We start from the raw sequence: 15,231 nt of genomic DNA, 5'->3' as shown, positions 1-15,231 counted from the left end.
GCCAAATAAAAAACGCCCCAATAATTTTGGGACGCTTGACTACAGACGGATTTCAGTTCGAATAAATAAACGTGTTTTATTTATATCAAACGAAAGAAATGTTTACGTAGTCAAGCCATTTACGGTAGCTTGGTAGAGACTTGCGAGCCATATTCCCGCGATTATACGAATTCATCTTATTTGATTTCTGTGTCTATTGTACCAAGTTCATTTTGAATTGACAATATAAACAACGAACATTACTTATTAAAAAAATTGGTTTATTCGTCTATTGACTAAATTGGTAACAATGATAAAAACCGTATGTATGGCAACATACGGCTTTTCAACTTATGATTATTTTTTTTCGGTAGGCTGACTCACCTGATGCACTGGTACAGTAAACGAGAATGGCTTTAGTTGAATCAGGTCATTTAAAACGCCGTTATCAATATACAGACCGTATTCATTAAACTCAAAATGCTTTAAAGACAGCTTATCATTATAATCATCATCCAGTTCAAAAGTAGATACCATTTCGGCTGTTTTCATATTTTTCACTTTAGCAATATTTCCTTTCAAATAATAACCTTCTTCATAATCACCTACTGGATCAGGCCAAGATTGCATTTTTTTTATATCACCAAGGCCAATCGTTTCACCGATATTCACTAATTTATTTTCGTCCACGCTTGAGGTATCAATTCCAGTGAAATGGTAATGAACCAATACTTTCTTTCCTTTTTGGTTAATGTTGTTGATTTGAATCCCTATGTTTTGATGGTTTGTTTCTGAAACATGAAATGGCATCTCTGCATTTAACGGGATAATTTCACTGCCCTCTGCCTCAGATTTAATATCAGCTATTAATGTTAGCTTTTTCGCTTTTGGATTAATTGGTGATTCTAACTGTGTTTGTCCTTTTGCTCTAACCGTTCTCTCGTTTACTTTTTTGCGGTCTCCCAGTTCGATGTTTGACGATGTCATCTCATATGTGTTTCCTAAATCATCTTTGACTTCGTTAATTTCAACCGTATCATGCTTTGCTATGCCTTGATAATCGATTGTAAATTGAAGGACAGATCCTAGCTTACCATTCTCCACTTGAATATTGGAAAATTGATAACGATTGTGATGCACTGATACCACTTTTGAGCTTTCTAAATAACTCGCATTCTTTTTGGTAATAGGCAGTTTGAATCTCCAATTTCCCGGTATTTCATTGATATGAGTCATCACAAAAGGCACGGTATCCCCATTCTTTATTTCTGTCCCCTTTGTATAAAGCCTTAATTGACCAGCATATTGTTTGTTATTTAATTTTTTGAGCATTAAGGAATCGTAGTTGATTGAAAAATTATTATTAAAACTCGCTTTGCTCACATTATAACTTAGCTCTTTTTTATCAGACTGGAGGTTATCAACGGTAAAGTTATACACAAGCTGCCCGGCATCGTAATAGGAGCTGTTTACCGATACAGTGATTCCCCTTGACTCAGCTTTTTCATTTAAAGCTGTGACCAAATTGCTTTCAAACAATGATAGGCCAACTTTATCTTGAAACTCCTTATAAATTTGGCCGACAATGGGTATGCTTCCCATCGCTTTGTTTACAGAAGGCAGAAAAAGACCGGACGTTAAATACAGTATACCTACCACAGCAGCAACAGCAATTCCATTTGTAAAGGTTCGTCCCCATTTAAAACGGCGCCTCGTGTTACTTTCATTTTCAGCACGAACAACAGCTTGATGTATTGCTTTTTTTAGCGCTGTCTTAGGCACTTCAATGTCATCAAATATCTGCTTCATTTGGTGTTTGTCCATTTGTTTTGATCCTCCTTTTCCAGCTCCTGTTTCAATGCTTTTCTTGCTCTATGTAAATGTGTTTTAATTGTGCCTTCTGCCATTCCTGTTTGTTCAGCTATCATTGAAATCGAATAATCTTGAAAATAATAGAGCTGAATTGTTAACTGAACATGTTCATCAAGTGTATCCAGCGCATTGCGCAAGTCTATATATTCTTCAATATTCCTTTGGTCCGTGCCAGTGTCATGATGGCTTTCAAACGGAACTAATTCCCCCTGCTTTTTCTTCATTGCAAAAATTGAATTAATAAGAATTCGGGTGAGCCACGTTAAAAAATACTTTGGCTCTTTTAGTTTTTCTATACTGATAAAAGCTTTATAAGCTGTTTCCTGTACAGCATCAAGTGCATCTTCTTTATTTCTTAAATAGAGATAAGCGGTTTTATATAAAGTCTCCTGATGTGCCAGCATAAGCTTTTCAAAGGCCCGAGCATTTCCTTTTCTCGCCTTTGTAATCAATCTGTCTTCCTTCACCTTATCCACCTCCTATGTTGTTAGATACAAAAATTGTCGAAACGGTTTCAAAAAGTTAACAAAAAAACGCCCCTTTTGAAAAAGGGACGTTTTTCTCATTGTTATTTACTTATTCCCACTCAATCGTCGCAGGCGGCTTACTTGTAATATCGTACACCACGCGGTTAATGTGCTTCACTTCGTTTACGATACGTGTCGAAATGACTTCAAGCACATCCCACGGGATACGCGCCCAGTCAGATGTCATGCCGTCGATTGATGTAACGGCACGGATTCCGATTGTGTAATCATATGTTCTTGCGTCACCCATAACACCAACGCTGCGGATGTCAGGAAGAACAGTGAAGTATTGCCAGATATCACGCTCTAAGCCGTGATTTGCAATTTCTTCACGCAAGATTGCATCTGATTCACGAACGATTTCAAGTTTTTCTTCTGTTACTTCGCCAAGAACACGGATTCCGAGGCCCGGTCCTGGGAACGGCTGACGCCATACGATTTCATCCGGAATGCCGAGCTCTGTGCCTAGCGCGCGCACTTCGTCTTTGAAGAGCGTGTTTAACGGCTCGATCAGCTCAAACTGCATGTCTTCAGGAAGCCCGCCGACATTGTGGTGAGATTTGATCGTTTGCGCCGTTGCTGTACCGCTCTCGATGATATCTGTGTAAAGCGTACCTTGTGCAAGGTAGTCGATGCCTTTGAGCTTGTCCGCTTCATCATCAAACACGTAAATGAATTCATTACCGATGATTTTGCGTTTTTGCTCAGGATCAGAAACGCCTTTTAGTTTGTTTAAGAATCGATCTTTTGCGTCTACTTTAATCACATTCATGTTAAAGCCTTCGCTGAATGTTTTCATAACACCCTCAGCTTCGCCTTTACGGAGAAGACCATGGTCTACAAAGATACAAGTCAGCTGGTCGCCGATCGCTTTATGAATCAAAACAGCAACAACAGAGGAATCAACGCCGCCGCTTAGCGCGCAAAGAACCTGTTTGTCTCCGACCGTTTCACGGATTTTTTGCATTTCGATTTCGATAAAGTTCTCCATTGACCATTCGCCTTCGCATTCGCAAACACCGAATACAAAGTTTTTCAGAAGATCATTGCCGTATTCAGAGTGGCGCACTTCCGGGTGGAACTGAACGCCATACCATTTTTTGTCCGCTTTGCTCATCGCTGAGTTCGGGCAGTGATGGCTTGTCGCGTCAACAGTGAAGCCTTCAGGAACTTCTACAACCAAATCGCCGTGGCTCATCCAAACCACTTGTTCGTTTGGAAGATCTTTGAACAAATCAGGTGTGCCTTCGATGCGGATGTTTGCTTTTCCGTATTCACGCTGGCTTGCCGCTTCAACTTTACCGCCAAGGTAATGAGTCATCAGCTGCATGCCGTAGCAAATTCCCAAAACAGGAATATCAAGCTCGAAGATTTTCTCGTCACAGCGGAAAGAGTTTTCATCATACACACTGTTTGGACCGCCGGATAAAATAATTCCTTTTGGATTCATTTTTTTAATTTCTTCAGCCGTCAATGTATGTGGATGCAGCTCGCTGTAAACACCGAATTCACGGATACGGCGTGTAATCAGCTGGTTATACTGACTGCCGAAATCAAGGACAAGAATCATTTCATTCACTAACTTTGTCATGGTTGTCACCTAATCTCCTCTAAGTTTTTTGACACAGAAAAAAACGAGGACAGATATGAAGCTCGCTCCGCCCTCTTTGGCAAGGCCGTTTGCCGGAGTCAGGCCAACTCGCTCCCAGACTCCGATAATATTCACTAATTCTAACAACACGTTGATAAGCGGTCAAGACCATCTTCTTTTAATTAAATTTTCCCATAACTCTCTGGAATCATTCCAAAGCGCTGAAGAATCTTCATTTCTGTAAAGCGCCCTTTCATAGCTTAATGTCAGCTTTGACATGTCTTCTATGTCGTATTTTTCATCGATTCGTTTTGCATAATCACGCAGCGTTTCACTGCCTCGTTTCGGCAGCCCTTTTCTCTTCAGTTGTTTCAGCAGCGCGTCATATGCCTCAAAAAACGCGTGCTGATCGTTGCGCCGCTTCAATTTCCTCACGGCGAAAACAGGAATCCATAACGAGCGGAAAACATACAGCAATACAGCTGCCACCAGGAGGACTGCAAGAATCGCAAGCGCTGCATACAAGCCCGCACCGGCATTGGTATGTGAAGCGGACGGCTTTTTAGAAACAGCTGGCTCCCGCTTTTCCTTTTGTTTTTCCTCTTTTTGCGGCTGTTTTTTCTCTTCTTTCTGTTTCTCTTTTGCTTTCTTCGGCGAGCTGCTGCTATCGCTGCCGGAGTCCTTTGTGTCAGAAGAAGTAAATTCAGCCGGATTTGTAAACCCTTTAGTCGGCTCAAATGTAACCCAGCCCTGTTCCGGGAAATACACCTCTACCCAGGAATGGGCATTGTTATTTGTCACTTCGTAGATGTTGCCATTTTTGTTTCCTGCTTCTTTGTATTCGCCGGACGTATAACCCTTTACCCAGCGGGCCGGAATCCCGGCCGAGCGCAAGAGCACCACCATGGCGGAAGAAAAGTTATCACAATAACCCATTTTCGTTTCAAAGAGAAATTGATCGACATAATCTTCATCATTCTTAGGAATGGTCACGTTTTCTGTTTCATATGTGAACGCATTTGACCCTAAATAGTCCTCAACCGCTTTCACCTTATCAAACATATTGTCGTGATCCTGAGTCAGTTTGATCGCAAGGGTTCTCACCCGCTCTGGCAGTGAATCTGGAAGCTGCATGTAGCGATCGCTGAATGTGTACTCCTCACTGTTTTTTCTCACTTTTACCTTTCTCAGTTCATCCAGCTTATAGACCGGGGAATTGTACGTTACAGTATAATTCCCCATATTTCTGATTTCACCGGCTTGTTCACTGATCGGAGAAATTTGCTCCGTGTTGCCGTTCATTTCAAGTGAGACAGCCTGCTTTGGCTGAATGATTTCCGCACCAATCGGATACATCAGATGGTTATACCCGTAGTGCTTATCGACTTTTACACGGACGGTGCGGCGCTCTGTCGCAACCTTATGGTCAAACCACAGATTTTCAACTTTTCCATTGCTAAGCTGATACGACATGCCTGTGTCTGTTTCAATCCAGCCTTTCCCGGTATACGTATCCTTCGTTTCCACACGGAAATACGTACGCTCTTTTCCCTGCCATGTAAAAACAGGTGTAGCATCCTGCTGGAACGGGCCGCCGAGTGATTCATCATGATTCCCGTATCCGATTTTGCTTTCCCCTGCAGACACGCGGTCTTGATGAGTGATTTTTTTAAGAAAAGGCACCGGATCAGGCCAGGCTGGATCTGATTTTGGAGCGGCGAGTCCGAATCCCGTTGCAGCCAAAACCAATACAGATAAAGGAAGAAACCATTTCAGGACAGATGTTTTTGGCAGTGTGATTCTTTCCATCAGCTTAATGCGCTCCAAGTATAAAAGGCCCAGCATAAAGAAGCCGATCAGCACGATACGGATGACGGCAAAAGTGGCATCATATGGCGTAAAGGTATCAAGAATCGTAATATACGCTACTGTCATCATAAAGAAAAACAAAATTCTTCTCTGGTAAATCACCCAATAATGCAGGAGATAGACCAGCAGCCACAGCAGCACAAAAAACAGCAGGGTCCGAAATGAAGGAATCATGTCATTCCATTGCCCAGATTGAATCAGCGTGATATTCAGATAGACATCCTGCAAAAAAGAGCTGACCCAGCTCAAGTCGAATATAGATCCTTGATAAAACAGGATGTGTATCGAGATCAATGTAAATATGACACAAAAAGGAACGGTGACAAACCACCTCATCCTGAAAAAAGTCAGCAGAAACGTCAAACCGATAAAGACACTAAAAAAGCCTGTATGTTTCGTTTCAGTAAAACTGTCAAGCGGCCTGAGCCACTCCCACAGCAATAAAAAAGCCAGAAAATAAAATAACAGCAAGCTCAAACGGCTTCCCTTGTGATCATCGTGCGGCATGTGAACCAGTCACCTCTCTTTCTAAACAACACGCGAAACTCGCCCGCCCCTCATGACCCGAACTCTGATTTGGCGTTTCATCATGCGTTCAATCATGACATTTTCAGCTTGAGAGAGCTCAGCATCTTTCTCTTTTGCCAGTATCACCGTAATCCGGCCGCCTCCTATTTCTGCAAGGTGCAGCATATCTTCCGTTAACTGTCCCGTGACAACAACTTGATCAGCTTGGCGAACAGATGGCTTTCCCAGCTCTTCCCGTGCATATCGGCTTATCGGGTCTGCCGCATCACAATGAGCGATGGCTAAATGCCGAAGCATGTGCTTAAAATGCTGATCCCCTTCCTGAATAGGGAAAATGTTTTTTTCCTTCCCGATGGAAGCCAGACCAGCACCCGCGCCGTTTTTTAAAACAGAATGAAGAATCGAAGCTGTCACTGAAACGACCTCTTCGAATGCGTCTGAGGAAAAACGGACCATCAGCAGAAACAGATTTTTGCTGCGAGAAGGCTCAAATTCCTTCGTCATCAGCTGGCTCCGCCGTGCAGATGTCTTCCAATCTAACGCAGCAAATCGGTCTCCCGGCTGATAATTCCGCACACTTGCTGCGACTGAGGAATGGTGCTGATGAATAGGAGAAGAACCGCTTACACCGTCTTCCTGATGCCTCTCATTCACCTGATAGGAAAAACGCTGATAGAATGGATAAACAAACAAGGTATCATCCAGCTCAAAAAATGCTGTTTTTTCAATCAAGCCAAGAACATCCCCGGTTCGCACCCTGACAGAATGAAAGTGATGCTCTCCGCGCGGTACCCGAGCTAATTCATACGACATCGTCATGCTCCGTTTAAACCAAGGAAAAACGAGCCGTTTGGCCGCGGCTCCGTCTCGATTTAATGACTCGATACCTTCTGGCAGGCAATCTTCAATCACCATATACATCAGGGGGAATGGCAGCTTTCTTCTCAGCGTAACCGTTACGCCCAGCCTGTCCCCCGCATGCAATTGTGTTTTATCCATTTGCCTTGAAGCCTGAAAAGAACGGAGCGGATACAAGGCCAACAGCCCGGCATACAAGACAAAAGGGAGAAACGCGTAAAACAAAAACCAGCTGACAAAGCCGCCCTGAAACATCGCATAAGAAAAAACAGCAGCCGTCAATAAAGTTAATATAATCAGCTTCCAACCATATATGAGCCATTGCCATTTCTTATTCATCAGCGGACCGACGACCTTTGAACCGGCACCTTCACAGCTGACATGATCTCCCTTACGATCGCTTCTGCCTGAATCCCTTCAAATTTTGCCTCAGGATGAAGCATCATCCGGTGCGGCAGCGTGAAAGGAGCTAAATATTGAATATCATCCGGTATGACATAGTCGCGATGATGCAGCAGCGCGTATGCCTGTGCCGCTTTCATGAGGGCGATTGAGCCGCGCGGACTGACGCCTAATTGAACAGAAGGATGCTGTCTCGTTTTCTGCACAATTTCAACGATATATTCCTTAATGCTGTCATCAGCACGGACATTTTGCACTTCCCTCTGTAAATGGATGAAGTCTTCTTTTGCAATAATCGGCTCAAGCGTCTCAATCGGATGGCTTTTTTCCTGAAGAGATAAGACGTCAAGCTCTTCATTAAAGGACGGATAACCCATCCGAAGTTTGAATAAAAAACGGTCAAGCTGGGCTTCCGGCAAAGGATAGGTTCCTTCATATTCGACTGGGTTTTGCGTTGCCATCACAAAAAACGGATCGGCAAGCTGCATCGTATGGCCATCTACCGTGACGCTTCCCTCTTCCATCGCTTCGAGCAAAGCCGACTGTGTCTTCGGAGAGGTACGGTTGATTTCATCGGCCAGCACGATATTTCCCATAATCGGGCCGGGACGATATTCAAACTCCATCGTTTTCGCATTATAGATAGATACCCCTGTTACATCAGATGGCAGCAAATCCGGAGTGAATTGGATTCTTTTGAAATCGGCGCCGATTGACTTTGCCAGCGCGCGGACCATCATCGTTTTTCCGACTCCGGGTACATCCTCAAGCAGCACATGCCCTTTGGCAAGAAGGGCTGCTAAGCTGAGTATGGCGATGTCTCGTTTTCCAACCATTACTCTATTAATATGTTCAACTGCTTTCCCCAGCAAAGGATGCAGGTCTTCTTGATATGCCATTCTTTTCCTCCTAGTCATCTACAAAATTCATCATAATGTAACCTAACTTTACCACAAAAAGCAATCTGTATAAAAAAACGATTCTAGCAAATTGTTACCAATAAAGCTGGCCAAAACACACAAAAAAGCTTCCTGTGGCAGGAAGCTCCAGATTGTTGACAAAATCCTAAAATGGCTTTCATTTTAGGGTTTTGTCATCTTTTCAGCGTGATTGAAAACCCTTGAAGTCTAGGAAGGACGAGCATAGGAGCGGAGCGAATGTTCTAATTCGTGAGCACCGAAGCGCAGACCTGACAACGAATGCGAGGGTTTGTCGACACGCTGAAGCTTCCTGTGACAGGAAGCTCCATTATTTTTGTTCTAAAGGCTCCATATGAACATGCGAATAATCAATCGCATGCTCCTCCTTCATTCTCCGCTCAATTTCATTGGCTATATCGTGGCTTTCCGTAATATTTAAATCTGCCGATACCTCAACCACCACATCAACATGAACCGTACTGCCCAAGTATCTTGCTTTTATGTCTTTTAAACGGCTCACACCGGAGATTTTTTCGATTGTCTGTTTATAAGCGGAAATGTCCTTTATGTCGAATCCATCTGTCAAAGAGTGAGATGACTCTTTAAAAATATCCCATGCGGTCTTGCAAATAAGCAGACCGATCACAAACGCAGTGACCGTATCAATCCAAGCAAGATGGAATTGAGCAGCCACAATGCCGATAAATGTGCCGATACTGACGAATGCGTCTGATTTATTATCAGCAGCCGCAGCAAGGAGCGCCTGGCTCTTCACCTTTTTGGCCAGCCTTTTATTGTACCGATAAACGATCAGCATCAGGACTGCCCCGCCCGCTGCCGTCCAAGCCGCAATCATATCCGGCGTCTCTTGTTTAGCAGAAAAAATAGATTCTCCGGCACTGAACAGCACTTGCAGGCCGACAACCATCATAATAAACGATGCGATAAGCGATGCAATCGTTTCCGCTCGAAAGTGGCCGTATGGATGATCTTCGTCAGGAGGCTTTTGAGAGATGCGCAGGCCAATCAGCACAGCAACAGAAGCAATAATGTCAGTTGTGTTATTTAACCCGTCTGCCGTAAGTGCTTCCGAGTGAAAAAGATAACCGATGATCAGTTTAATTGCGGAAAGAACAAGATACGCGGCAATGCTGACCAGCGCCCCGGATTCTCCCTTTTTCAGTTCATCATATCTCTCCATACAAAACCTCCTCCCCGCTCACATTTTCCTATTATTATCTTACAAAGCTGAACCGCAGTGGGTCTACAGAAACATGATTCACCCGCCACAGAAAAATAGTGACGATGGAACACTTTTTCTCTCATCCAATTTATTTGCTCCGCCAAAAAGCCCATCAGATCCAATGACACCAGCGCTTCTCGCATTCTATCAAATTGTAAATAGTACACAAAATCACACAGCAAATAAAAAACGAAACATTTTTTCCACACATTCGCTGAAAGCGCAAACAAAACACTACAAATTTGAAATAAAACGTTATATTTTCTCACATGAATTTTCGACAAACTGTATATTTATGATAGAGTTTCAATTATCATAATATTCAGTAATGATTGCATTTTAAAAGGAGGTAACTTATGAACCAATCTCAATCAGGATTAAAAAAGGAATTAAAGACCCGCCATATGACAATGATTTCGATTGCCGGTGTAATCGGAGCCGGCCTATTTGTAGGCAGCGGTTCAGTGATTCACTCGACCGGTCCGGGTGCCGTTGTTTCTTACGCGTTAGCCGGATTATTGGTGATTTTTATTATGAGAATGCTCGGTGAGATGTCTGCCGTAAACCCGACGAGCGGATCGTTTTCTCAATACGCTCACGACGCCATCGGACCGTGGGCAGGATTTACAATCGGCTGGCTGTACTGGTTTTTCTGGGTGATCGTCATCGCGATCGAAGCCATTGCCGGTGCTGGCATTATTCAATACTGGTTCCATGATATTCCGCTGTGGCTGACAAGTTTGATCTTGACCATTGTGCTCACCCTGACAAACGTCTACTCCGTTAAGTCTTTCGGTGAGTTTGAATATTGGTTCTCCCTCATTAAAGTTGTGACTATCATTGCTTTTCTAATCGTTGGTTTTGCCTTTATTTTTGGCTTTGCACCGGGCAGTGAGCCAGTCGGTTTTTCGAATCTTACAGGCAAAGGCGGATTTTTCCCGGAGGGCATCAGCTCCGTATTGCTCGGCATTGTCGTTGTCATTTTCTCTTTTATGGGAACTGAAATCGTTGCCATTGCAGCAGGGGAAACATCCAATCCGATCGAATCTGTGACAAAAGCCACCAGATCCGTTGTATGGCGCATCATCGTCTTTTACGTGGGCTCAATCGCCATTGTCGTAGCGCTGTTGCCATGGAATTCAGCAAATATTTTAGAAAGCCCTTTCGTCGCTGTACTTGAGCATATAGGAGTGCCCGCAGCCGCACAGATTATGAACTTTATCGTCCTCACAGCCGTACTCTCTTGCCTGAATTCAGGTTTGTATACCACATCCAGAATGCTGTATTCACTTGCAGAAAGAAACGAAGCGCCGCGCCGTTTTATGAAATTGAGCAAAAAAGGCGTTCCCGTACAAGCCATTGTGGCCGGGACATTTTTCTCTTATATCGCGGTCGTAATGAACTATTTTTCACCGGATACCGTCTTTTTATTCTTAGTCAACTCATCAGGCGCAATCGCTTTACTCGTCTATCTTGTCATCGCAGTTTCCCAGCTGAAAATGCGGAAAAAACTCGAAAAAACAAACCCAGAAGCATTGAAGATCAAAATGTGGCTCTTCCCTTTCCTAACCTACTTGACCATCATCGCCATTTGCGGAATTTTAGTGTCCATGGCGTTTATTGATTCCATGAGAGACGAGCTGCTGCTAACAGGCGTCATCACGGGAATCGTTCTGATTTCTTACCTTGTGTTCAGAAAACGCAAGGTGAGCGAGAAAGCGGCTGCCAACCCAGTCACACAGCAGCAACCCGATATCCTGCCTTAATGCTGATCAAATCCTAAACGGCCTGCCGTTTAGGATTTTGTTATTTTCTTCTTCGGGCGGGCTGCAGCACGAAGATTTTTTGTAACCATCACGTCCTTATTGTCATTAACTATAGTACCAATTTGGAAAATTTAGATAAGGACAGATGAAAATGACACTTGAAAAATTTGTGGATGCTCTCCCAATCCCAGATACACTAAAGCCAGTACAGCAATCAAAAGAAAAAACATACTACGAAGTCACCATGGAGGAATGCACTCATCAGCTCCATCGCGATCTCCCTCCAACCCGCCTGTGGGGCTACAACGGCTTATTTCCGGGGCCGACCATTGAGGTTAAAAGAAATGAAAACGTATATGTAAAATGGATGAATAACCTTCCTTCCACGCATTTCCTTCCAATTGATCACACCATTCATCACAGTGACAGCCAGCATGAAGAGCCCGAGGTAAAGACTGTTGTTCATTTACACGGCGGCGTCACGCCAGATGATAGTGACGGGTATCCGGAGGCTTGGTTTTCCAAAGACTTTGAACAAACAGGACCTTATTTCAAAAGAGAGGTTTATCATTATCCAAACCAGCAGCGCGGGGCTATATTGTGGTACCACGATCACGCCATGGCGCTCACCAGGCTAAATGTCTATGCCGGACTTGTCGGTGCTTATATCATTCATGACCCAAAGGAAAAACGCTTAAAACTGCCTTCAGACGAATACGATGTGCCGCTTCTTATCACAGACCGCACGATCAATGAGGATGGTTCTTTGTTTTATCCGAGCGCACCGGAAAACCCTTCTCCGTCACTGCCTAATCCTTCAATCGTTCCGGCTTTTTGCGGAGAAACCATACTCGTCAACGGGAAGGTATGGCCATACTTGGAAGTCGAGCCAAGGAAATACCGATTCCGTGTCATCAACGCCTCCAATACAAGAACCTATAACCTGTCACTCGATAATGGCGGAGAGTTTATTCAGATTGGTTCAGATGGTGGGCTCCTGCCGCGATCTGTTAAACTGAATTCTTTCAGCCTTGCGCCTGCTGAACGTTATGATATCATCATTGACTTCACAGCATATGAAGGAGAATCGATCATTTTGGCAAACAGCGCGGGCTGCGGCGGTGACGTCAATCCTGAAACAGATGCGAATATCATGCAATTCAGAGTCACAAAACCATTGGCACAAAAAGACGAAAGCAGAAAGCCGAAGTACCTCGCCTCATACCCTTCGGTACAGCATGAAAGAATACAAAACATCAGAACGTTAAAACTGGCAGGCACCCAGGACGAATACGGCAGACCCGTCCTTCTGCTTAATAACAAACGCTGGCACGATCCCGTCACAGAAGCACCAAAAGTCGGCACAACTGAAATATGGTCCATTATCAACCCGACACGCGGAACACATCCGATCCACCTGCATCTAGTCTCCTTCCGTGTATTAGACCGGCGGCCGTTTGATATCGCCCGTTATCAAGAAAGCGGGGAATTGTCCTATACCGGTCCGGCTGTCCCGCCGCCGCCAAGTGAAAAGGGCTGGAAAGACACCATTCAAGCGCATGCAGGTGAAGTCCTGAGAATCGCGGCGACATTCGGTCCGTACAGCGGACGATACGTATGGCATTGCCATATTCTAGAGCATGAAGACTATGACATGATGAGACCGATGGATATAACAGATCCCCATAAATAATCCGACAAACTTGCCTCTAGCAGGCAAGTTTTTTCTTTATGGAACCTTTGGCCCTATTTATCGTATTACGTAAAAACAGCAAAAGGAGCTGCTTTTTATGCTGACACACGACCTACATGAAAAAATAAAGCAATACATTTCCATTTATGCTAAATTAAAATCAAAATTAAAATGGAAAGTTTCACACGATCAGATATTAATGCTCATTTCTTCTGCATATATTGTGAATAAAAGAGAGTTTGATTTTCAGCGCTTTTATGATTTGAGCAGCTATATCAAATCAAACATCGGCAGCTTCTCAACACTCAATTCACACCACCGCTTTACTGTTGCATCTATTCTGGACATTCATTTTCAGCATGAGGCAAAACAAACATTTCAGACTTTCATCGATGTATACAATGAAATGGTGAAGCTAGGGTATAAGCGGGATATGTTCACATACCTTTCCGCTCTGATCTTGCTCACCGGCAAATCTGAAACGACAAACCAAAAAGAACAGATGAACATGGGGCTAGCTGTTTATCAGCAGATGAAGAAAAATCATTATTTCCTCACTTCAACTCAGAATGTTCCGCTTGCCGTACTGCTTGGAGAAAACGGAAAAGGTTTGCAGGCGCTACAGAAGGCGGAAACATGCTATCAGCTGCTGGCGGCCAACGGCTTTAAAAAAGGACAGTACTTACATCAGGTCAGCCATATTCTGGCCTTGCAAAGTGAAAAAGAGCCCGAAATGCTTGTTTCCGCTTGCAAACAGATATATCAATCGATCACTGAATCTGTCAAAAAACCAAAGGATTATCATTATCCAGACCTTGCTCTCCTCACATTTCTGGAAGAGCCAGATATCAAAACCGTTTTGTGCATCACTGACGAATTAAACCAGGAAAAAGCTTTTAAATGGCAAAAGGAAATGAACTTTAAAATTGCTGTCAGCCTCTATCTCAGTGAGCATATGGAGAAAAATCTGCTGATGGAATCAGGACTATACACCGCTATCGAAACAGTCATTCAAGCACAGCAGGCAGCCGCGACAGCTGCCATCATCAGCTCAACAGCAGCCAGCCATACTCATGATGGAAACTAAAGGAGGAGAAACATGCCATACATCACATTAGAAGATCAGACACGCCTTTACTATGAAACACACGGGAACGGGACGCCGATCCTGTTTATACATGGGGTGCTGATGAGCGGACAATTTTTCCACAAACAATTTTCGGCGCTTTCTGCCAATTATCAATGTATTCGTCTTGATCTTAGAGGACACGGCGAATCTGACAAAGTGCTTCACGGCCACACCATTTCCCAATATGCCCGTGACATAAGGGAATTTCTAAATGCAATGGAGCTTGGCCATGTCGTTCTTGCCGGCTGGTCAATGGGTGCTTTTGTCGTATGGGATTATCTCAATCAATTTGGGAATGATAACATTCAAGCCGCTGTGATCATCGATCAATCCGCTTCCGACTATCAATGGGAGGGCTGGGAACATGGTCCATTTGATTTTGACGGCTTAAAAACAGCGATGCACGCCATTCAAACTGACCCGCTGCCTTTCTACGAAAGCTTCATCCAGAATATGTTCGCAGAACCGCCTGCCGAGACCGAAACAGAATGGATGCTGGCAGAAATCCTCAAACAGCCGGCTGCCATTTCCAGCACGATTTTATTTAACCAAACGGCCGCTGATTACCGGGGCACCCTCCAAAACATCAATGTGCCGGCATTGCTGTGCTTCGGGGAAGACAAGAAATTTTTCTCTACAGCAGCCGGGGAACACTTGCGCAGCAATATTCCGAACGCGACACTCGTTACCTTTTCTAAAAGCAGCCATTGCCCGTTTTTAGAAGAGCCAGATGCTTTTAACAGCACACTCCTCTCCTTTTTAGATGGGGTTATTGGAAAGTCATAAAGAAAAAGGAATTAGGAGATTAGGGAAAAGTATGAGACAATAAGAAATGTGCAGTAAAATACATGAGG

At 43.9% G+C, this 15,231-nt stretch carries 12 protein-coding genes and 1 riboswitch; of the genes, 5 read left to right on the top strand and 7 right to left on the bottom strand.

All coding sequences use genetic code 11. The features are described from left to right. Window positions 1-87: 87 nt before the first annotated feature. A riboswitch (purine riboswitch) is annotated at window positions 88-189 on the bottom strand. Window positions 190-336: 147 nt separating this feature from the next. The 7 genes from MKY10_RS03465 to mneS all read right to left on the bottom strand — a co-directional run bounded on the left by MKY10_RS03465 (window position 337) and on the right by mneS (window position 9,747). Next, a complete protein-coding gene (locus MKY10_RS03465) occupies window positions 337-1,803 on the bottom strand; it encodes a DUF4179 domain-containing protein (protein ID WP_048655021.1) in 1,467 nt (488 codons plus the stop codon). Beyond that, complete coding sequence (locus MKY10_RS03460; protein WP_015252661.1) at window positions 1,785-2,318, bottom strand: sigma-70 family RNA polymerase sigma factor; 534 nt, start codon at window positions 2,316-2,318, stop codon at window positions 1,785-1,787. The genes MKY10_RS03465 and MKY10_RS03460 overlap by 19 nt, the downstream gene beginning before the upstream one ends. 109 nt (window positions 2,319-2,427) lie before the next feature. Continuing rightward, on the bottom strand, window positions 2,428-3,969 hold the full coding sequence (gene guaA, locus MKY10_RS03455) for a glutamine-hydrolyzing GMP synthase (RefSeq protein WP_003233970.1): 1,542 nt from the start codon (window positions 3,967-3,969) through the stop codon (window positions 2,428-2,430). 162 nt (window positions 3,970-4,131) lie between these two features. Further along, window positions 4,132-6,345 (bottom strand): DUF4129 domain-containing transglutaminase family protein, encoded by a 2,214-nt coding sequence (locus MKY10_RS03450; protein WP_015252662.1) that lies wholly within the window; start codon window positions 6,343-6,345, stop codon window positions 4,132-4,134. Between the two features lie 21 nt (window positions 6,346-6,366). Further along, window positions 6,367-7,563: a DUF58 domain-containing protein gene (locus MKY10_RS03445; RefSeq protein WP_044052616.1), complete on the bottom strand. Its 1,197-nt coding sequence runs from the start codon at window positions 7,561-7,563 to the stop codon at window positions 6,367-6,369. Continuing rightward, window positions 7,563-8,525: a MoxR family ATPase gene (locus MKY10_RS03440; protein ID WP_048655022.1), complete on the bottom strand. Its 963-nt coding sequence runs from the start codon at window positions 8,523-8,525 to the stop codon at window positions 7,563-7,565. The genes MKY10_RS03445 and MKY10_RS03440 overlap by 1 nt, the downstream gene beginning before the upstream one ends. Before the next feature lie 349 nt (window positions 8,526-8,874). Continuing rightward, entirely contained in the window at window positions 8,875-9,747 is an 873-nt protein-coding gene (gene mneS, locus MKY10_RS03435; RefSeq protein ID WP_003233995.1) for a manganese transporter MneS, read from the bottom strand. Between the two features lie 73 nt (window positions 9,748-9,820). Between mneS and MKY10_RS03430 the strand changes: the two genes are divergently transcribed. The 5 genes from MKY10_RS03430 to MKY10_RS03410 all read left to right on the top strand — a co-directional run bounded on the left by MKY10_RS03430 (window position 9,821) and on the right by MKY10_RS03410 (window position 15,163). Then, entirely contained in the window at window positions 9,821-10,108 is a 288-nt protein-coding gene (locus MKY10_RS03430; protein WP_044052617.1) for a hypothetical protein, read from the top strand. A 37-nt stretch (window positions 10,109-10,145) separates the two neighbouring features. Further along, the gene (gabP, locus tag MKY10_RS03425; protein ID WP_003233998.1) at window positions 10,146-11,555 is read left to right on the top strand and encodes a GABA permease; all 1,410 of its coding nucleotides are present in this window, start codon (window positions 10,146-10,148) and stop codon (window positions 11,553-11,555) included. 151 nt (window positions 11,556-11,706) lie between these two features. Continuing rightward, window positions 11,707-13,248, top strand: coding sequence for an outer spore coat copper-dependent laccase CotA (gene cotA, locus MKY10_RS03420; RefSeq protein WP_014479048.1), 1,542 nt, complete (start codon window positions 11,707-11,709; stop codon window positions 13,246-13,248). Window positions 13,249-13,345: 97 nt separating this feature from the next. Then, window positions 13,346-14,335, top strand: coding sequence for a DUF4003 domain-containing protein (locus tag MKY10_RS03415; protein ID WP_015252665.1), 990 nt, complete (start codon window positions 13,346-13,348; stop codon window positions 14,333-14,335). A 12-nt stretch (window positions 14,336-14,347) separates the two neighbouring features. After that, a complete protein-coding gene (locus MKY10_RS03410) occupies window positions 14,348-15,163 on the top strand; it encodes an alpha/beta hydrolase (RefSeq protein WP_015252666.1) in 816 nt (271 codons plus the stop codon). The last annotated feature ends 68 nt before the right edge of the window (window positions 15,164-15,231 follow it).

The sequence above is a fragment of the Bacillus sp. FSL P4-0290 genome (genome assembly GCF_037975435.1).
Taxonomy (GTDB): Bacteria; Bacillota; Bacilli; order Bacillales; family Bacillaceae; genus Bacillus; species Bacillus subtilis.
The sequence above is the reverse complement of the archived record's forward strand: the minus strand, read 5'-3'. Positions and strand labels throughout refer to the sequence as shown.

Excerpts from the sequence above, each read along its gene's own strand:
- MKY10_RS03465 (WP_048655021.1), bottom strand. The coding sequence starts at position 1,803 with ATGGACAAACACCAAATGAAGCAGATATTTGATGACATTGAAGTGCCT.
- MKY10_RS03445 (WP_044052616.1), bottom strand. The coding sequence starts at position 7,563 with ATGAATAAGAAATGGCAATGGCTCATATATGGTTGGAAGCTGATTATA.
- guaA (WP_003233970.1), bottom strand. The coding sequence starts at position 3,969 with ATGACAAAGTTAGTGAATGAAATGATTCTTGTCCTTGATTTCGGCAGT.
- MKY10_RS03440 (WP_048655022.1), bottom strand. The coding sequence starts at position 8,525 with ATGGCATATCAAGAAGACCTGCATCCTTTGCTGGGGAAAGCAGTTGAA.
- mneS (WP_003233995.1), bottom strand. The coding sequence starts at position 9,747 with ATGGAGAGATATGATGAACTGAAAAAGGGAGAATCCGGGGCGCTGGTC.
- MKY10_RS03430 (WP_044052617.1), top strand. The coding sequence starts at position 9,821 with ATGATTCACCCGCCACAGAAAAATAGTGACGATGGAACACTTTTTCTC.
- MKY10_RS03450 (WP_015252662.1), bottom strand. The coding sequence starts at position 6,345 with ATGCCGCACGATGATCACAAGGGAAGCCGTTTGAGCTTGCTGTTATTT.
- MKY10_RS03410 (WP_015252666.1), top strand. The coding sequence starts at position 14,348 with ATGCCATACATCACATTAGAAGATCAGACACGCCTTTACTATGAAACA.
- cotA (WP_014479048.1), top strand. The coding sequence starts at position 11,707 with ATGACACTTGAAAAATTTGTGGATGCTCTCCCAATCCCAGATACACTA.
- gabP (WP_003233998.1), top strand. The coding sequence starts at position 10,146 with ATGAACCAATCTCAATCAGGATTAAAAAAGGAATTAAAGACCCGCCAT.
- MKY10_RS03415 (WP_015252665.1), top strand. The coding sequence starts at position 13,346 with ATGCTGACACACGACCTACATGAAAAAATAAAGCAATACATTTCCATT.